Annotated in this window: 15 protein-coding genes; 12 read left to right on the top strand and 3 right to left on the bottom strand. The window is 62.0% G+C overall.

The window, feature by feature from the left end:
* The first annotated feature begins 183 nt into the window (after nucleotides 1-183).
* A complete protein-coding gene (gene mrdA / locus PMI24_RS09225) occupies nucleotides 184-2,076 on the top strand; it encodes a penicillin-binding protein 2 (protein WP_007953132.1) in 1,893 nt (630 codons plus the stop codon).
* Nucleotides 2,077-2,088: 12 nt separating this feature from the next.
* Here the strand turns inward: mrdA and PMI24_RS09220 are convergent, their stop codons facing one another.
* Nucleotides 2,089-3,048, bottom strand: a complete 960-nt coding sequence (locus PMI24_RS09220) for a LysR family transcriptional regulator (protein WP_007953130.1) — start codon at nucleotides 3,046-3,048, stop codon at nucleotides 2,089-2,091.
* Between the two features lie 144 nt (nucleotides 3,049-3,192).
* Here PMI24_RS09220 and PMI24_RS09215 point away from each other — a divergent pair, with 144 nt between their 5' ends.
* From PMI24_RS09215 to PMI24_RS09205, 3 genes are read left to right on the top strand one after another with little or no spacing between them, the layout of a single operon-like run.
* Nucleotides 3,193-4,494 carry an MFS transporter gene (locus PMI24_RS09215; RefSeq protein ID WP_007953124.1) on the top strand — a complete coding sequence of 434 codons (1,302 nt, stop codon included), beginning with the start codon at nucleotides 3,193-3,195 and terminating at the stop codon, nucleotides 4,492-4,494.
* Nucleotides 4,491-5,246 (top strand): class II aldolase/adducin family protein, encoded by a 756-nt coding sequence (locus PMI24_RS09210; protein WP_007953122.1) that lies wholly within the window; start codon nucleotides 4,491-4,493, stop codon nucleotides 5,244-5,246. Before PMI24_RS09215 ends, PMI24_RS09210 begins: the two co-directional genes overlap by 4 nt.
* Entirely contained in the window at nucleotides 5,243-6,172 is a 930-nt protein-coding gene (locus tag PMI24_RS09205) for a 2-hydroxyacid dehydrogenase (RefSeq protein ID WP_007953120.1), read from the top strand. The genes PMI24_RS09210 and PMI24_RS09205 overlap by 4 nt, the downstream gene beginning before the upstream one ends.
* Here the strand turns inward: PMI24_RS09205 and PMI24_RS09200 are convergent.
* Complete coding sequence (locus PMI24_RS09200) at nucleotides 6,166-7,101, bottom strand: LysR family transcriptional regulator (RefSeq protein ID WP_007953119.1); 936 nt, start codon at nucleotides 7,099-7,101, stop codon at nucleotides 6,166-6,168. The two genes, PMI24_RS09205 and PMI24_RS09200, sit on opposite strands and share 7 nt — an antisense overlap.
* Nucleotides 7,102-7,263: 162 nt before the next feature.
* Between PMI24_RS09200 and PMI24_RS09195 the strand changes: the two genes are divergently transcribed.
* The 7 genes from PMI24_RS09195 to qhpG all read left to right on the top strand — a co-directional run bounded on the left by PMI24_RS09195 (nucleotide 7,264) and on the right by qhpG (nucleotide 16,569).
* On the top strand, nucleotides 7,264-8,574 hold the full coding sequence (locus PMI24_RS09195; RefSeq protein WP_007953111.1) for an MFS transporter: 1,311 nt from the start codon (nucleotides 7,264-7,266) through the stop codon (nucleotides 8,572-8,574).
* Nucleotides 8,575-8,596: 22 nt separating this feature from the next.
* Nucleotides 8,597-9,835, top strand: a complete 1,239-nt coding sequence (locus tag PMI24_RS09190; RefSeq protein WP_007953110.1) for a Zn-dependent hydrolase — start codon at nucleotides 8,597-8,599, stop codon at nucleotides 9,833-9,835.
* A gap of 3 nt (nucleotides 9,836-9,838) precedes the next feature.
* The gene (locus PMI24_RS09185) at nucleotides 9,839-10,864 is read left to right on the top strand and encodes a histone deacetylase family protein (protein WP_007953108.1); all 1,026 of its coding nucleotides are present in this window, start codon (nucleotides 9,839-9,841) and stop codon (nucleotides 10,862-10,864) included.
* A gap of 123 nt (nucleotides 10,865-10,987) precedes the next feature.
* Nucleotides 10,988-12,892 (top strand): sigma-54-dependent Fis family transcriptional regulator, encoded by a 1,905-nt coding sequence (locus PMI24_RS09180; RefSeq protein ID WP_007953106.1) that lies wholly within the window; start codon nucleotides 10,988-10,990, stop codon nucleotides 12,890-12,892.
* Complete coding sequence (locus PMI24_RS09175) at nucleotides 12,892-14,610, top strand: ABC transporter ATP-binding protein (RefSeq protein ID WP_007953104.1); 1,719 nt, start codon at nucleotides 12,892-12,894, stop codon at nucleotides 14,608-14,610. Before PMI24_RS09180 ends, PMI24_RS09175 begins: the two co-directional genes overlap by 1 nt.
* Entirely contained in the window at nucleotides 14,600-15,277 is a 678-nt protein-coding gene (gene qhpE, locus PMI24_RS09170; RefSeq protein WP_007953102.1) for a subtilisin-like serine protease QhpE, read from the top strand. Before PMI24_RS09175 ends, qhpE begins: the two co-directional genes overlap by 11 nt.
* Nucleotides 15,274-16,569: a flavin-dependent monooxygenase QhpG gene (gene qhpG / locus PMI24_RS09165; protein WP_007953100.1), complete on the top strand. Its 1,296-nt coding sequence runs from the start codon at nucleotides 15,274-15,276 to the stop codon at nucleotides 16,567-16,569. The genes qhpE and qhpG overlap by 4 nt, the downstream gene beginning before the upstream one ends.
* A 16-nt stretch (nucleotides 16,570-16,585) precedes the next feature.
* Here the strand turns inward: qhpG and PMI24_RS09160 are convergent, their stop codons facing one another.
* The gene (locus PMI24_RS09160) at nucleotides 16,586-18,076 is read right to left on the bottom strand and encodes an aldehyde dehydrogenase family protein (RefSeq protein WP_007953099.1); all 1,491 of its coding nucleotides are present in this window, start codon (nucleotides 18,074-18,076) and stop codon (nucleotides 16,586-16,588) included.
* A 356-nt stretch (nucleotides 18,077-18,432) separates the two neighbouring features.
* Between PMI24_RS09160 and PMI24_RS09155 the strand changes: the two genes are divergently transcribed.
* A complete protein-coding gene (locus PMI24_RS09155; protein WP_007953098.1) occupies nucleotides 18,433-18,630 on the top strand; it encodes a hypothetical protein in 198 nt (65 codons plus the stop codon).
* Nucleotides 18,631-18,792 lie beyond the last annotated feature (162 nt).

Here is an 18,792-nt window from a genome sequence, read left to right as displayed (position 1 = left end):
TGGGGTTTTGTTTTGCCCGCAGAAAAGTTCCTGGAGAAACCCCCAGCCGTCGCGATCGCAACCATTGGGGAAATCCCTCTGAAATGACCGCCCGGTTTTTGGTATGGTGCAGCTCGTTTTTTAACGGACTGATGTTACGCCCAAGGATCGGCGCTCATTTTTTGTCAAAGAGTGGCTGCAGAAATGCCCGAACCCATCCCTATCAAGGATCACGAAAAAGAGACGCGGCTGGTCAACAAACGCCTGATCGCCTGTGCCCTGTTCGTCTTCGCCGTCAGTTGCGCCTTGGTTGTGCGCCTGTACATCCTGCAAGTCGTCGAGTTCGACTACCACTCGACTATCTCCGAAAACAATCGCGTCCACGTCCTGCCGATCCCGCCGACTCGCGGCCTGATCTACGATCGTAACGGCGTGTTGTTGGCCGACAACCGTCCCAGCTACAACCTGACCATCACCCGCGAGCGCGCGACTGACGTCAACCAAGAGCTGGATGAAGTCATCAACCTCCTGCACCTGCCTGCCGAAGACCGCACAGTCTTCGACAAGGCTATGAAGCAGTCGCGCCACCCGTTTACACCGGTAACGCTGTTCTATGAGCTGACCGAAGAGCAGATCGCCGTACTGGCAGTCAACGAGTTCCGCTTGCCGGGCCTGGATGTCGAACCACAATTCGTTCGTAACTACCCGCTGGGCGCGCACTTCGCACACTCGATCGGCTACGTCGGCCGCATCAACGAGAAAGAATCCAAGACCCTCGACTCCGTCGAATACCGCGGCACCCAGTCCATCGGCAAGACCGGTATCGAACGCTTCTACGAGCCACAACTGCACGGCCACGTCGGTTACGAGGAAGTAGAGACCAACGCTCAGGGCCGCGTACTGCGCGTGCTGAAACACACCGATCCGATACCCGGCAAAAACATCGTCCTGAGCCTCGATATCAAGCTCCAGGAAGCCGCCGAAGCCGCTCTGGGCGACCGTCGCGGCTCGGTCGTTGCGCTGGACCCCTCGACCGGCGAAGTACTGGCCATGGTCAGCAACCCGAGCTTCGACCCCAATCTGTTCGTGACCGGTATCAGCTCCAAGGAATATTCCGCGCTGCGCGACTCCATTGACCGTCCACTGTTCAACCGCGTGCTGCGCGGCCTGTACGCACCCGGTTCGACGATCAAGCCGGAAGTGGCCATCGCTGGCCTCGACGCCGGCGTGGTCACGCCTCAAACCCGAGTCTTCGATCCGGGTTACTACCAACTTCCGGACTTCGACCACAAGTATCGCAACTGGAATCACAGCGGCGACGGTTGGGTGGACATGGACGCAGCGATCATGCGTTCCAACGACACCTACTTCTACGACCTGGCGCACAAGCTCGGCATCGATCGCCTGCACGATTACATGGCGATGTTCGGCCTCGGCGAGAAAGTATCGCTCGACATGTTCGAGGAGTCGCCCGGTCTGATGCCTTCCCAGGCCTGGAAGCGCGCCACACGCCGTCAAGCCTGGTTCCCCGGCGAAACCGTGATCCTCGGTATCGGTCAGGGCTACATGCAGGTCACGCCGCTGCAACTGGCTCAAGCCACTGCACTGATTGCCAACAAGGGCATCTGGAACCGTCCGCACCTGGCCAAGACTGTCGACGGTGTAGCGCCGGTGGACGAACACCCGATGCCGAACATCCTGCTCAAGGATCCGCGTGACTGGGAGCAGGTCAACCACGGCATGCAGATGGTGATGCACGACGCCCGAGGCATTGCTCGTGCGGCGGCGGCCGGTGCGCAATACCGCATCGCCGGCAAGAGCGGTACGGCGCAAGTGGTGGCGATCAAGCAGGGTGAGCGCTACAACCGCGAGAAAACCCTCGAGCGCCATCGTGACAACGCCTTGTTCGTCGGCTTTGCGCCTGCCGAACATCCGAAGATCGCGATCTCGGTGATGATCGAAAATGGCGAGGCCGGTGGCCGGGTCGCAGGTCCCGTGGTGCGGCAGATCATGGACGCCTGGCTGCTCGACCAGCACGGTCACCTCAAGCCGCAATACGCGGCGCCGACCAAGGCGCCGGGCGATCCCCACGTGTAATCCGCTGCAGCTTCACAGCACAGGCTCACGCAAACTGAGCATGTGCTGGAAGCTGTCGATGAACACCGTTTCCGCCTGAGTCATCTTCTGTTCGCGATTCCACAGCAGCTGGATATCGAAATCCACCACCCCATCCTCCGGCGGCAAGCGCCACAGCAAGCCTTGTTCGACATCTCGTCGCACCAGGTGAATCGGCAAACAGCCAATCCCGAACCCTGCACAGATCAGACGATAAATCTCTTCGAAACTGGTGGAGGAGGCGACGATCTTGCCGGTAAATCCCTGCTGGTCACGAAACAGCGTCAACGGCGAAAGATTGCCGCCGAGCTGATCGCTGGTGAAGCTGACAAAGTTCTCCGCCGCCAGCTGTTCCAGCGTCAGATTCTGCTGTCCGAACAGTCGATGCCGCTGCCCGCAAAAGTACGCATAGCGCTCACGAAACAATACTCGTTGTTCCAGCCTCGGCTGCGGTAGACGACACAATCCGACTCCCACCGTAGCGGTCTTCTGCAGCAATGAACTGATGATGTTCGAGCTACCCATCACCTCGACTTCCAGCTCGATTTTCGGGTGAGTTTCGTGGAAGTCCGCAAGAAACTCATCGTAATGCCGCGCCTGAACGCCACTCACGGTGAGGATACGGATCTTGCCCACCACGTCGTCATGGCGGTTTTCGACCACGGTGCCCAAACGAGAAATATCGCCGTAGATATCCGCCGCAATCCGCAGGACTTCTTCCCCGGTTTCCGTCAGATCAAAGCGCCGTCCGCTGCGGGCAATCAACACACAATCCAGTTGTTCTTCGAGACGTTTCAACGCCTGGCTGACCGCCGACTGAGTGATGTGCAGCCGGGCAGCGGCGCGGCTCATGCTGCCTTCCTGACCGATCACCAGATAGGTGCGCAGCAGGTTCCAGTCCAGCCGGTCATTTAGAAAACGCCGGCCGACCCAAGGATTAGCGGAAGAGGTCATGTAGTAGCCACGCTAATAGTAAAGATAAGTTTTTGAAAATTGACTAATCCTGTCACGGAAGCGATAAAGCCCACAAGCGCCACAGAGCGCGACCGTCAGCCGCCTCGACACCTGCCCAAAACTATAAATACACAGGGTTCTTGCATGCACACCACCGCTCAGCCGCGTCGCGCCGCGGCCGCTGCCTTCATTGGCACGACCATCGAGTTCTACGATTTCTACATCTACGCCACCGCCGCCGCACTGGTGCTCGGGCAAGTGTTCTTTCCCAGCAGCGACCCGGTGACCAGCACGCTCGCCGCGTTCGGCAGTTTCGCCGTCGGCTTCATCGCCCGCCCGATGGCCGGGATGGTGTTCGGTCATTTGGGCGATCGTCTCGGCCGCAAGAAAATGCTGCTGGTGACCATGGCGCTGATGGGTCTGGCTACCGCCGGCATCGGTCTGTTGCCGAGCTACGCCAGCGTCGGCATCTGGGCGCCGATCGGGCTGATTGTTCTCCGTTTGATTCAGGGCATCTCCGTCGGCGGCGAGTGGGGCGGGGCGGTGTTGATGGCCAGTGAGCACGCGCCGGCCAAACGCAAAACCTTTTACGCCTCGTTCGCCCAGCTCGGCAGCCCGGCGGGTTTGCTGCTGGCGTTGATCGCGTTTCGACTGGTGACGTCGCTGTCGCCGGAAGACTTCCTCGCCTGGGGCTGGCGTCTGCCGTTTCTCGCCAGCGGCGTGCTGATGATGGTCGGTCTGATGATTCGTTCCGGGGTGCATGAATCACCGGAATTCGCCAAGGCCAAGGACAACAACGAAACCGCTAAATACCCGGTGAAAGACGTGATCCGTCAGTGCTGGCGGCAGATCCTGTTTGCTGCCGCCGCCGTCACCATCGGTTCGGCCGGCTTCTTCTTCACCAACACCTTCATGATTACCTACGTTACCCAATATCAGGGCATCCCACGGGCGACCATTCTCGACTGCCTGTTTCTGGTGACGGTCATTCAACTGTTGTCGCAACCGGTGTCTGCGCTGCTCGCCGAACGCATCGGCGAAGGTCGATTCCTGATGCTGGTGGCGTTGCTGTGCATGGTCACGCCGTACCCGATGTTTCTGCTGGTCGGCACTCAGAACATCCTGCTGATGACCCTCGGCATCGCCGTCGCGGTGGTGATTCTCTCAGCTTTGTACGCGGTGATCGCCGGATACATGACCCAGGCCTTCCCGGTGCATCTGCGCTACTCGGGGATCTCCATCGCCTACCAATTGAGCTGCGCGTTGGCCGGCGGCACCACGCCGCTGATCGGCACGCTATTGGCCAGCAAGTTTTCCGGGCAGTGGCTGCCATTGGCGGTGTTCTTCACGCTGCTGTCGGCCCTGTCTCTGATCGGTGTCTGTGGCCTCGCGCGTTTGCGGGCCAACCCGGTCGTCCTTCACACAAGCAAAGAGGTGTATTCGTGAGTAAGCCCGCCCACATTGACCCGATCGAATGGCAAGCCCGTTGCGAGCTCGCTGCGCTGTATCGATTGATCGCGCACTTTCGCATGACCGACCTGATCGACACCCACATCACCCTGCGGATTCCGGGGCCTGAGCATCATTTCCTGATCAACCGCTACGGCGTGATTTTCGACCGCATGCGTGCTTCCGATCTGGTGCGCATCGATCAGGACGGACGCATCGTCGACCCGGAATACGCCGGGCATCGGGTCAACGCCGCCGGCTTCGTGATCCACTCGGCGATCCACATGGCGCGCCCGGATCTGAACTGCGTGATCCACACCCACACCGCCGCCGGCATGGCCGTCGCCGCGCAGAAACAAGGCCTGCTGCCGATCAGTCAACACGCGCTGAAGTTCTACGGAAAACTTGCTTACCACACCTACGAAGGCATCGCCTTATCGCTGGATGAGCGTGAGCGCTTGATCGCCGACCTCGGCCCGCACCGGGCGATGATCCTGCGCAATCACGGCCTGCTGGTCGGCGGTTCGAGCGTGGCCCAGGCATTCCAGGAAATCCACTTCCTGGAGCGCGCCTGCCAGGCCCAGGTTCAGGCGCTGGCCGGTGGCTGCGAGCTGCATTTCCCGTCGCCGGAAGTCTGCGCCCACACCGCCGAACAGTTCGACCGCGATGAACAGGACAACATCATCGACCTGGCCTGGGAGGCCGCACTGACCCTGATCGAATCCCAGCGCGAGTCCTATCTGTCATGAACACCGTTGCACTGATGTCCCGCGACACGCTGTTGCTCAAACAATTGCAGGAGGCCTTTGCCCGCCGCGCGCCGCAGCTTTCGGCGGTGCTGGCCGACGATCCCCGGGCGGTGAATGCGCAGATCGCGGCTTGTTGGTTTCCGCTACCGGACAGCCTCGCCGCGTTACCCAATCTGCAAGTGATTCACTCGGTCGCCGCCGGGATCGATCACCTGGAGCACGATCCGTCTTGCCCCGATTTGCCGGTGTGCCGCGTGGTCGATCCCGGTCATCGCCAAGGCATGACCGAGTACGTGCGCTGGGCGGTGATTCACTTTCATCGCGGCTTCGATCAAGTGCTGGAGCAACAGCGCCAACAGCATTGGGAGCGACCGCTGCAACGCCCGGCCCACGAGTTTCGGATCGGTGTGATGGGGCTCGGCTCGCTCGGCAGCGCGATCGCCCAGGATTTGGCAACCGCTGGTTACGACGTGCGTGGCTGGGCGCGCAGCAAAAAGGATTTATCGGGCGTGCAGACCTACGCCGGCTGCGAAGCTTTCAACCCGTTTCTCGACGGCGTGGAATTGCTGATCAACCTGTTGCCGCTCACCCACGAGACTCGCGGCATCCTCAATCGCCAGACGTTCGAGCACTTGGCCAACGGTGCGGCACTGGTCAACGTCGGTCGCGGCGGACACCTGAACATCGAGGATCTGCAACAGGCTCTAGCCCGCGGAAAACTGCGCGGGGCGCTGCTCGATGTCTTCGAACAGGAACCGCTACCCGCCGATCATCCCCTGTGGAAAACCCCAGGCGTGACCATCACCCCGCACATGGCTTCGGCGGCCTCCCACGATTGCATCGCCGAGCAGATCGCCGAGAACTTCCGCCGATTGAATGCCGGTGAGCCGTTGCTCAACAGCGCGGATCGACTGCTCGGTTACTGATCCGCCAGACAGGCCTGCAAACGTTCGATGAACAGCGTCTCGGCGCGGCTCATGCGCTGGTCGCGGTTCCACAGCAGATGAATGTCGACATCGGCAATCCCCTCGTGGGGCGGCAGGCGCCAGAGCAATCCGGCCTCGACGTCCGCTGCCACCACGTGCTCCGGCAAACAACCGATTCCGAACCCGGCGATCACCAGTCGCCTCACTTCTTCCAGGCTTGGCGATGAGGCAACGATGCGTCCGCTGAAGCCTTGCTGATCGCGAAAAATCGTCAGCGGCGAGAGCATTCCACCAATCTGGTCGCTGGTGAAACTGACGAAATTCTCCCGCTGTAGATCGCCTTCGCCGATGTCCTGTCGGCCGAACAGCGCGTGGTGTTTGCCACAGAAAAACGCATAGCGCTGACGCAGGAACAGGCGCTGTTCCAGACGCGGTTGCGGGCGGCGATTGAGGCTCAGACCGAGGGTCGCGGTTTTCTCCTGAAGGGCGCTGACGATGTCCGAACTGCGCATCACATCCACCTCCAGATCCACCCTTGGATACTGCCGATGAAAGTCGGCGAGGAAGTCATCAAAGCGCTCGGAGAAAATCCGGCTGATGATCAGCAGTCGCACCTTGCCAATCACTTCGTCGGCCGGTTGCTCCAGCAGGCTGCTGACCTGGGACATCTGCCCGTAGATCTCGCCGGCCAGTTCGAAGATCTGCTCGCCGACTTCAGTGAGGGCAAAGCGCGGGCCGCGTCGGGCGATCAACTGGCGACCCAATTGCTCCTCAAGACGCTTGAGCGCCTGGCTCACCGCCGGTTGGGTCAGGTGCAGACGCGCGGCGGCACGGCTGATGCTCAGCTCCTGGCCGATCACCCGGAAGGTGCGCAGCAGGTTCCAGTCGAGGCGGTCGTTGAGCAGGCGTTGCACATCGCGTTCGGCCATGGCGGCTCTCGATTATAAGGTGAAGTAATACTCGGAATAATAAATAGAAAATTGACTAATCATAGCCCCGAGACGATAAATCACCCCACGACAGGCGCCGCCAGAGCGCCTCGGATTTACGTTTTCCTCCTGCCAAAAAAACAATCAAAGGAGCCCGACCCCATGAAGCCCCACGCTTCGAACCAGCCGCGCCGTGCGGCGGCCGCAGCCTTCATCGGCACCATGATCGAGTGGTACGACTTTTACATTTACGCCACCGCCGCCGCGCTGGTGTTCGGCGCGCTGTTCTTTCCTTCCGACGATCCGCTGTTCAGCACCATGGCCGCATTCGGCACCTTCGCCGTGGGCTTCTTTGCCCGGCCGTTGGGCGGGATCATTTTCGGTCATATCGGCGACCGCATCGGCCGCAAGAAATCCCTGATCATCACGCTGTTGATGATGGGCGTGGTCACGGTGTGCATCGGTCTGTTGCCGACCTACGCGCAGATCGGCGCCACCGCGCCGGTGCTGCTGATTCTGCTGCGAATCGTCCAGGGCATCGCCGTCGGTGGCGAGTGGGGCGGGGCGGTGTTGATGGCCGGCGAGCATGCGCCGAAGGGCCGGCGCAATTTCTTCGCGTCGTTCGCGCAACTGGGAAGCCCGGCGGGTTTGATCCTGTCGCTGCTGGCGTTCAGCGCGGTGACCCGTTTGCCGGAAGAAGACCTGATGAGTTGGGGCTGGCGTTTACCGTTCCTCGCCAGTGCGCTGTTGCTGCTGGTGGGCCTGGCGATTCGTCTGGGCGTGAACGAGTCACCGGAATTCCTCGCCAGCCGCGAGCAGGCCACAAAACAGATCAAGAAAGAACAGGCACCGGTGATGGAAGTGCTGCGCACCGCGTGGCGTCCGCTGTTGCTGTGCATCGGCGCCAACACGCTGGGCATCGCTGGCGTGTATTTCACCAACACTTTCATGATCGCCTACACCACTCAGCAACTGGCGCTGCCGCGCTCGCTGATTCTTGAGTGCCTGTTCTTCGTTGCGATCATCCAGTTCTGCATCCAGCCGCTGGCCGCGTGGACGGCGGAGAAGATCGGCGCGACGCGTTTCCTGTGCCTGGTGTCGCTGCTGGCGATGGCCTCGCCGTATCCGATGTTTGTGCTGGTCAGCTCGGCCCAGGCGCCGCTGATCATCCTCGGCATTGCGCTAGCGGTGGTGTGCATGGCGTCGTTCTACGCGGTGATCGCCGGATACGTCAGCGGCATGTTCGAGACCCGCGTGCGCTACACCGCAATCTCGCTGGCCTATCAGATCTGCGGCGCGGTGGCCGGTGGGCTGACGCCGCTGATCGGCACGATGCTGGCGCACAAGTTCACCGGGCAATGGTGGCCGATGGCGGTGTTCTACAGCCTGATCGCCGGCATTTCGCTGGTCTGCGTGCTGTCCCTCGCCCGTCGTCACGCCAGTGCCCATCGCGCGGAAATGGCCCGTGCCTAACCCGGAATTTCAGGAGAACCTCATGTTGAAAATCAATGGTGAACGCCTGTGGGCGAGCCTGATGGCCATGGCCGAAATCGGTGCGACCGCCCGAGGGGGCAGCTGCCGTCTGGCGCTGAGTGATGAAGACAAGGCCGGTCGAGAACTGTTCGCCCACTGGTGCCGCGAAGCCGGCATGACCCTGAGCGTGGACGCCATCGGCAACCTGTTCGCCCGCCGAGCCGGCACCGACCCGGACGCCGCGCCGGTGATGATGGGCAGCCACCTCGACACCCAGCCCGAAGGCGGGCGTTTCGATGGCGTCTACGGCGTGCTCGCCGGGCTGGAAGTGGTGCGTTGCCTCAACGACCTGAACATCCAGACCCGCAAACCGTTGGAAGTGGCGGTGTGGACCAACGAAGAAGGTGCGCGCTTCACTCCGGCGATGTTCGGCTCGGCGGTGTTCACCGGAATCATGGATCTGAACGCCGCGCTGGCGGTGCGTGATGTCGATGGCATCAGCGTTGCCGAGGCCTTGCAGCGTACCGGTTACGCCGGTGAACGTCCGTTGGGCGGCGCGGTGGATGCGTATTTTGAAGCGCACATCGAGCAAGGCCCGATCCTCGAAGACAACGCCAAAAGCATCGGCGTGGTCACGGGCGGTCAGGCGATCCGCTGGCTCGACGTACGCGTGGAAGGCATGGCCGCCCATGCCGGCACCACGCCGATGCCGCTGCGCAAAGATGCGCTGTACGGTGTGGCGCGGATGATTCAGGCGATTGAAGGTCTGGCCGCAGATTTTGCCCCCGAAGGCCTGACCACGGTCGGCGAGTTGAGCATCAACAAATCCTCGCGCAACACCATTCCGGGGCTGGTGAATTTCACCGTCGATCTGCGTCATCACCGCGACGACGCCATTGCCGCCATGGAGCAACAAGTCCACGCCCGGTTGCAGGCCATCGCCGATGGCCGAGGCCTGAACCTGACGATCACCCCGCACTGGATCAGCCCGGCCACGCCGTTCGACGCCGAATGCGTGGCAGCCGTGCAAGATGCGGTGGATGCGCTGGGCTACGCTCAGCAGTCGATTGTCAGCGGCGCCGGCCATGACGCGATTCACCTCGCGCGTTACTGCCCGACGGCGATGGTGTTCATCCCGTGCGTGGGTGGCTTGAGCCATAACGAAGCCGAAGATGTGTTGCCCGGAGACGTGAAGCAAGGCACCGATGTATTGCTCAACGCCGTGCTGGCCCGCGCCGGTCGAATCGAACAGGGAGTCTGAACCATGCGCAGTTTTTTCCATGCCGAACAATTGCTCCACCATCCACGTAGCTATTACTCGCGTGGGCAGATGCGTACTCCGCAGGAAGTGCCCGAGCGTGCGAAACGGCTGGTGCAGGCCGCCCACGGTTTGGGCTTCAGCGTCGAGCAGCCCGTCGATGCCGGTCTCGCGCCGTTGCTGGCGGTGCATGGCGCGTCGTATCTGACCTTTCTCCAGGAAGCGCACGCACGCTGGAAAGAAATCCCCGAAGACTGGGGCGATGAAGTGATGTCGAACATCTTCGTTCGCGAACCCAACGCCTTGCGCGGCATCCTCGCCCAGGCCGCGCGCTATCTGGCGGACGGCAGTTGCCCGGTCGGCGAGCAGACCTGGCGCTCGGCGTACTGGTCGGCGCAAAGCGCGGTGGCTGGGGCTCAGGCGCTGATCGACGGTGAGCCGGCGGCCTACGCCTTGTGCCGTCCGCCGGGGCATCATGCCCGGGCCGAAGCGGCGGGCGGTTTCTGCTACGTGAACAACGCGGCGGTGGCGGCCCAAGTGCTGCGCGACAAGTTTGAAAAAATCGCGGTGCTCGACACCGACATGCACCACGGCCAGGGCATTCAGGAGATTTTCTACGACCGCGATGACGTGCTCTACGTCTCGGTGCATGGCGATCCGACCAACTTCTATCCGGGCGTCGCCGGGTTCGCCGACGAACGTGGCAGCGGCGCGGGGGAAGGCTTCAACCTCAACCTGCCGATGGCTCATGGATCAAGCGAAGCGGACTTCCTCGGGCAACTGGACGTCGCATTGAACGCGGTGCGCGAGTTCGGCGCCGAGGTGCTGGTGCTGTCGCTCGGTTTCGATATCTATGAGCTGGACCCGCAAAGCAAAGTCGCGGTCACCCGTGAAGGTTTTGCAGCATTGGGCGAGCGGATTCGCAGCCTGGGCCTGCCATGCCTGATCGTGCAGGAAGGTGGCTATCACCTGGAAAGTCTCGAAGACAACGCCCGGGCATTTTTCGTGAATGGCGAGGTGTGGCAGCGCTGAGGTGATCCACCTGCTGGAACACAAGCGCCCTACGGTGCTTGCCATCGCCCTGACGTTAACGTAAACATTGGCGTCAGGGCGCTGATGTAAAAAAGCGCAAAGCGGACCGCTCCGGAGCGCTTGATGACTCTTATAAAAACAACCGATCCCAAGTCTCACCACGAAGCCCGGCTGGCCCGGGAAAAACTCCATCTCGAAGGGCAGGTCCCGGATGGCGTGTTGCGTGCGGAGATCGATGCTTCGTGGCGGCGCAGCCTGAGCCACGGCGTGCATTTCAATGGCAAGCATGAGCTGGCGCTGGAATCGAGCGCTAGTCTCGATGTGTTGCTGGCGAGCAATCGCCTGCTGATCGATGCGGCGATACCGGCCATCGATTACCTGGCCGAACGTCAGGGCAAGGAAGGCCTGATCATCCTCGCCAATTCCGACGCTACCATTCTTGCGGTCGAGGGACGTGCCGACCGGCTCAAGGGCAGCGGCCTGCAGGACATCACCCTCGGCGCCTGCTGGAGCGAAGCCGCCCGTGGCACTAACGCCCTCGGCACGGCGCTGGTCGAAGCGCGGCCCACCCTGATCGATTGCGGCGAACATTACCTCGACCGCCTCACCGATTTTTCCTGCACCTCGGTGCCGATCCATTGCCCTCAGGGCGAAATTCTCGGCGTCCTCGACCTGACCCGCGAAGGCCCGCTCGGCCGCGTCCATGACAGCACCGCGCTGCTGAGCATGGCGGTCAGCCAGATCGAGAGTCGGGTGTTCAACAATAGTTTTCCCGATCAGATTGTCCTCGCCTTCCACAGTCGCCGGCAGTATCTGGAATCGCCATGGCAAGGCTTGCTGGCGGTGAGTCTCGGCGGGCAGATTCTGGCGGTCAGCGCCCAGGCCTGCCAGTTGCTGCGGGCCGAACGTTCGGCGCTGGTCGGACTGCGTTGCGAAGAGTTTCTCGGGGTCGATGGCGTGCAATTGCTGACCCGTCTGCAACAGGGTGGCGTCGGCAGTGTGCAGACCGCCAAGGGTGAATTTTTCTACAAGACCCTGCGAGCCCCGGCGCGTTCGGTCAACCTCGGCGGCCCGCCGCGCAGCGTGGCGAAAACCGCCAAGGCACAGCCGGATCTGGAAGCCCTGGCCGGCAACAACGCTCGCTACGCCCGAGCCCTGCGCATGGCTCGCCAAGGTCTGGCCAATGAATTGCCGGTGCTGTTGCTCGGCGAAACCGGCACCGGTAAAGAAGTGATCGCCCGCGCCCTGCACCTGGCCGGCAGCCGCAGCGACAAACCGTTTGTGGCCGTGAACTGCGCGGCAATTCCCGAGGGCCTGATCGAGTCGGAACTGTTCGGCTATCGCGAAGGCGCGTTCACCGGATCGCGTCGGGGCGGCATGATCGGGCGCCTGCAACAGGCCCACGGCGGCACGCTTTTCCTCGATGAAATCGGAGACATGCCGCTGGCCTTGCAGGCGCGTCTGCTGCGGGTTTTGCAGGACCGCAAAGTCGCGCCGCTGGGTGCCGGGGAAGAGCAGGACATCGACGTCGCGCTGATCTGCGCCACCCACCGCGACCTCAAGCGTCAGGTCGAAGACAAGCAATTTCGGGAAGACTTGTTCTATCGGGTCAACGGCATCAGCGTGATGCTCCCGGCCCTGCGCGAGCGCGATGATTTCAGCGCGCTGGTCACTCGGCTGCTGGGCAAACTCGACGCGCCGAACGCCGTGCTGCACGACGACCTCAATCGCCTGCTCGGCGCGTATCACTGGCCGGGCAACATCCGCCAACTGGAAATGGTCTTGCGCACTGCGCTGGCGATGCGCGAACCGGGGGAAACCGTGCTGACCCTCGATCACCTGCCCGACAGTATGCTCGACGAACTCTGCGCCACCGAGAAACCCCAGACCGGCAGCATTCGCGAGAACGAACTGGAGATGATCCGCCAGTCCCTCGACACCCATCAGGGCAACGTCTCGGCCGCGGCCGACGCCCTCGGCATCAGCCGCGCGACCCTGTACCGCAAACTCAAACAGTTGCGCTCGTGATGCAGCGCCTGTTCGTGCGACTGATCGACAGCCAGAACCCCGCCGCACTGCAAGCGGCGTTGCGTTGGTTATATGGTTTTGTGCGGCCGCAGCGGTTGGCGATTGCCGGCCTGCTCGGTCTTTCGGTGTGCGCGTCGCTGCTGGTGCTGGTGCAGCCGTGGCTGATCAAACTGCTGATCGACGACGGGCTGCTGGCGCGCAACTTTCCGATGCTGGTACTGATCGCGGTGTTGATGATCATCGCCGGCCTGCTCGGCACCGCGTTGTCGGGGATCAATCGCTATCTGCACACGCGCCTTTCCGGGCGGATTCTGTTTGCCCTGCGCGATGACCTTTACCGGCATTTGCAGAAGCTCTCGCCGAGCTTCTACGGTCAGCGCCGGATCGGCGATCTGATGTCGAGGCTCGACGGCGATGTGGCGGAAATTCAGCGCTTCGCCGTGGACTCATTGTTCTCGGCGGTGTCGAGTGTGATCGGCCTGGTGGTCGCGATCGCGATGTTGTTCACGCTGTCTTGGAAACTCTCGTTGCTGGCGCTGGTGCTGATTCCGCTCGATGTGCTGTGGCTGCGCTGGATGCGGCGCAAGGTCGAGCGTGATGTGCGGCAATTGCGTGAACGTTCGGCGGATATGTCGTCGTTCATGGTCGAGACTTTGCCGGTGATGAAATTCATCCAGTCTGCCGGCCAGCAACAGCGTGAAGCGAGGCGTCTGGAGAACCTCGGGCAGGGCTATATGAACCAGTTGCTGCGCCTGCAAGTCACCGAGTTTTTCACTCAGGCTGTACCGGGCACTTTGACGTCCCTGTCCCGTGCCTGCGCGTTTTTGATCGGCGGTTATTGGGTGGTTCATGGCACCTGGCAATTGGGCGCGTTGATTGCCTTTTCAACCTACCTGGGCATGGCGGTCGGGCCGGTGCAGAGCCTGCTGGGATTGTACGTGGCGATCCAGCGCATGACGGTCAGCCTCGGTCGGGTCATGGAGTTGCGTGGCGAAGAGCCCACCGTGTTTTCGCCGGTCGTGCCAAAACCGTTTCCGACCTCGGGCGAGCTGCGTTTCGAGGCTGTGCACTTCAGCCATCCTGGCCGTTCGAGCACGTTGAATGGTATCGAAGCAACGATTCCCTACGGTTTGAAGGTCGCCTTGAGTGGCGGCTCCGGCGTCGGCAAATCGACGTTGATCGATCTGCTGCAACGGCATCACGATCCACAGTCCGGGCGGGTGTTGCTCGGCGAAGTGGATCTGCGTGAACTGGAGCTGTTCGAGCTGCGCCGACGCATCGCCGTGGTCAGTCAGGACATCGTGCTGTTTCGCGGCAGCCTCGCCGACAACCTGGCTTACGCAGTGCCGGACGCCAGCCGCGAAGCCATCGCCGAAGTCGCACGGCTGGCGCAACTCGACAGCCTGATCGGGTCGTTACCCGAAGGCCTCGACAGCCCATTGGGCGAGCGCGGTCAGCAGTTGTCCGGCGGACAGAAACAGCGGATCGCGATTGCCCGGGCGCTGTTGCAGGATCCGCTGATTCTGGTGCTCGACGAGGCTACATCGGCCGTCGACGAAACTACCGAGCGCGAGGTGATCGAAGCCATCGACCGGTTGTTTGCCGGGCGCACGCGGATCCTCATAAGCCATCGTCCGTCGACCCTGGCCGATGCCGATCTGCGCTTTGAATTGCTCGACGGTGTGCTCATTTCGAAAACGGTGCTGCATGAAGCCTGAATTGCGGATTGGTGTGGTCGACAGCGGGCACTCGGCGGCGCAGCGGGTGCAAGTGATTGCCGGGCGGCGATTCTCGTTGCTGGAGGATGGACTGGCCGAATCCGATCTGCGCGATGATCCCCTCGGGCATGGCAGCGCGGTGATCGAAGCAATCAGCCGTCGTGCACCGGCCGCGCAAATCTGCGTGGCTCAGGTGTTCGATCAGCGCGGCGTTACCAGCGCCTTGCAGATCGCCTCGGCCATCGACTGGCTGGTGGCGCAGGATGTACGGCTGATCAATCTGAGCCTCGGCCTGCGCCAGGATCGCAGCCTGTTGCGCGAGGCCTGCGCGGCGGCGGTGGCCCATGGAGTGTTGCTGTGTGCATCGAGCCCGGCGCAGGGCGCGGCGGTGTTTCCAGCGAGTTATTCGCAGGTGTTGCGGGTGACCGGCGATGCTCGTTGCACCGATGAGCAATGGTCATGGCTCGACAGTGCGCAGGCGGATTTTGCCGCGTGTGTTCGCGGCACTTATCCGGGGCAGTCCGGGGCCAGTCTGGGGTGTGCCGCGTTGAGCGGGCATATTGCAGGTTATCTGCTGGAGCATCCGCAAGCGAGCAACGCTGAAGTTATCGATTGGCTGAAACAGCACGCTCGTTATCGCGGCCCGGAACGGCGTTTCGATCCATGACTTCGATCCTGATTCTCGGTGCCGGACCGGCCGGCGCGGCGGTGGCGTTGGGGCTGCGACGACTGGGTTACGCCGTGACGCTGGTCAGCGAATGGCGGCGGTTTGCGGCGTTTGAAGGTGTGTCGCAACGGGTGTTGGAGGCATTGCGCGGTGCCGGGTTGAATCATGCTTTGGCGAATGCCACGTTGCCGTCCCAAAGGCAGGTTTCATGGAACGGCCAGCAACATGCGCAGAACATCGAGTTTCTGCTGGATCGTCCGACTTTTGATCGCGGTTCGCGGGAAGACTTGCGAAGGGTCGGGGTCGAGGTGATTGAAGGGCGAGTCCTGAATGTTCATTCCTCAGTCGAAGGCCATCAGGTAGAACTTGATGGCGGACAGAGGCTGACGGCGGATTTTCTGGTGGAAGCCCGTGGGCGACAGGCGCCGGCGTCCGGTAAAGGTCTGCGCGGGCCGGAGACGGTCAGCCTGCTCAATCGCTGGCAAGGCGCGCCGGGTGTGACTTCCAGCGCCGTGGAAAGCCTTGAAGACGGCTGGGCGTGGATGGCCCGACGGGACGATGGCCAGTGTTATTGGCAGTGGACGGTGGATGTGGCCAGCGCCCAGTTACCGGGCAAGGCGCAGTTGCTCGACTACTGTCGCGCGCGGCGTAAGGCCTCGGATTTTGCTCAAGCCTTCTTTGCCGCCGGGCAGGAATTGGAGTTGCAACTGCACGCTCGCAGCAGCACCGCGATTCTTGCGCCCCAGGTCTGCGGTGATAACTGGATTCGTGTCGGCGATGCCGCGATGGCAGTGGACCCGCTGTCGGGTAACGGGATTTTTCAGTCGCTGTCCTCGGCGTTGCAGGCGCCGGTGGTGATCAACACGCTGTTGCGAAAACCCGAGCGGACGGCGCTGGCCCAGCGTTTTCACCGTCAGCGTGTGGAGCAACTATTCCTGCGTTTTGCGCGGATCGGCCGGGACTTTTATGCCGATGAACAGCGTTGGCTCGATCAGCCGTTCTGGCAGGCGCGGCGGCAGTGGCCGGACGCTGAAGTGACCCATGCGGCTGCGGATTTCGCCGCGTTGCGGATCGAACGAATGCCGGTGCTGCGTGACGGGTTTGTCGATGAAGCCGAGGTGGTGATCACGGCGGATCAGCCGCTGGGGATCTGGCATGTGCAAGGTGTCGAGCTGGCTCCGCTGTTGCGGCGCTTGCGCGATGAGCCGGCGGATAAGGTGTTGGCGGGATTGACGCTTGAGCAGGGGCGGGCGGTTCGTGGGTGGCTGTTGGCCCAGGGTTTCAAACCCTGAGCCGTGAGCGCAGTCATTACAACTTGATCAACACCGACTTCAGCTCGGTGTAATGCTCGATCGCCGCATACCCCATCTCGCGCCCGACCCCGGACATCTTGTAGCCGCCAAACGGCAGCGCCGGGTCCAGCGCACTGTGGCAGTTGACCCACACCGACCCTGACTTGATCCGCGGAATCATCCGGTGCACCGCCGCCAGGTCGTTCGACCAGATGCTCGCGCCCAAACCGTAAGGGCTGTCATTGGCCATGCGCAGCGCATCGGCCTCGTCATCGAACGGAATCGCCACCAGCACCGGCCCGAAAATCTCTTCCTGAACCAGCGAATGCCGCTGATCGACATCGACAATCACCGTCGGCTTGACGAAGAACCCCGGCCCGAACTGCTCGCCACCGCAGGCGATGGTCGCGCCGCTTTGGCGGCCCATTTCGATGTAGTTGTAGACCCGCTCCTGCTGCCGCGCGGAAATTAGCGGGCCCATATCGATGCTCGGGTCGAGGCCGTTGCCGAGTTTCATCGCATTGGCGATGTCGCTGATGTCGGCCACCACATTGTCGAAATGCTTGCGCTGCACATACAGCCGCGAACCGGCGCAGCAGACCTGGCCCTGGTTGAAGAAAATCGCACTGGCCGCACCCGCCGCAGCTGTTTTCAGGTCGGCGTCGGCCATGACGATGGTCGGTGATTTGCCGCCCAGTTCCAGGGTGACCCGGGTCATGGAGTCCATGGCGATCTTGCCGATTTGCTTGCCGACGGCAGTGGAGCCGGTAAAGGTCAGCTTGTCGACCAGCGGGTTGTGAGTCAGGGCGGATCCGGCGGTGATGCCGGTGCCGGTGACGACGTTGAACACGGCTTCCGGGTAACCCGCCTCCAGCACCAGTTCCGCCAGTTTCAGCGCGGTCAGCGGGGTTTCGTCGGCGGGTTTGAGCACCACGGTGCAACCGGTGGCCAGCGCCGGGCCGAGCTTCCAGCAGGCCAGCAGCAACGGGAAGTTCCAGGCGACGATGGCGCCGACCACGCCCACCGCCTCGCGCCGGATGAAGCTGTGGAACTGATCGCCGGGCATCAGCGGCAACGAGACGTCGACGCTGGAACCTTCGATCTTGGTCGCCCAACCGGCCATGTAACGCAGGAAGTCGATGGCCAGTTGCACGTCCATTACCTGCGCCACCGCCGCGCTCTTGCCGTTGTTCAGGCATTCCAGTTGCGCCAGCAGTTCGGCGTCGCGCTGCATCAGGTCGGCAAGTTTCCACAACAGGTTCTGCCGCTCGCGCGGGCGGGTGCGGCTCCAGGCCGAATCATCGAAGGCTTGCCGGGCGGCGAGCACCGCGCGATCGACATCTTCCGGGGTGGCGCGAGGCACCACGCACAGCACTTCGCCGGTGGCGGGGTTGTGCAGCGGCATGGTCTGGCCGTCGTTGGCTTCGACCCAGTCGCCGCCGATCAGCATGCGCGGCGGGCGCTGGATAAAGGCCGAAGTGGCAGGGAGCAGATAGGGCAGGGGCATGGCGAAACCTCTTGTTGTTCGATGGGATCGAGAGGGGCTTTCGCAATGGTTGTGCCAAATGCTCGAAGGAGGCACACGGCCCGGTTGCACGGGCGGAAGGAGGAAGAGTTTGAGTGGCAATGAAGGTGAATTTGTCTCAAAACGCGACACCCGTTGAGATGCAGGATACGCGTCCTACAAAGCCAACGCCGCTGTGACGGGGCTTGAGCAAAATCGGGCCGTTTCAGGTGTAGGAAAAGCCGCGCGTCTGACAGTTTTTACCGACTGGTGGAGGCATGAGGTACGAGCTAAGTTGCTTTGTGTATAGGGTTTTCCTGCCATGGATTTGGCGGGTCAGTGTCTTCACAGGGATGTCGATGAACAACTTAACCATTCGATGGCTAACCAATTTTACGATGGGCGTGGGGACTGGATTTCTGGTGACGGGGATTGCGGCGCTGTTGATCGGCGACCTGACCGATGTCGATACGATTCGGGCAGGTGCGTGGATGGCTTCAACCAGTTTTTTCGTAATCGTTACCTCATTCGGTGTTGCCATGATGGAGGGGAAATGATGGCGGCTTTAATTGTGGGACTGTGGTGTATGGGCGTCAGTTTGCTGCTCATGTATGCGTATCACCGGGATCGTCGAATTCAAGCGGCCCAGCGTGATTCCGCGGCATTGGCAGCCAAGGCCGGCGCCCACTGTGAATGCTCGATGGTTTGCAACCATTGTG

It is taken from the genome of Pseudomonas sp. GM25, assembly GCF_000282255.1.
Taxonomy (GTDB): domain Bacteria; phylum Pseudomonadota; class Gammaproteobacteria; order Pseudomonadales; family Pseudomonadaceae; genus Aquipseudomonas; species Aquipseudomonas aphyarum.
The sequence above is the reverse complement of the archived record's forward strand: the minus strand, read 5'-3'. Positions and strand labels throughout refer to the sequence as shown.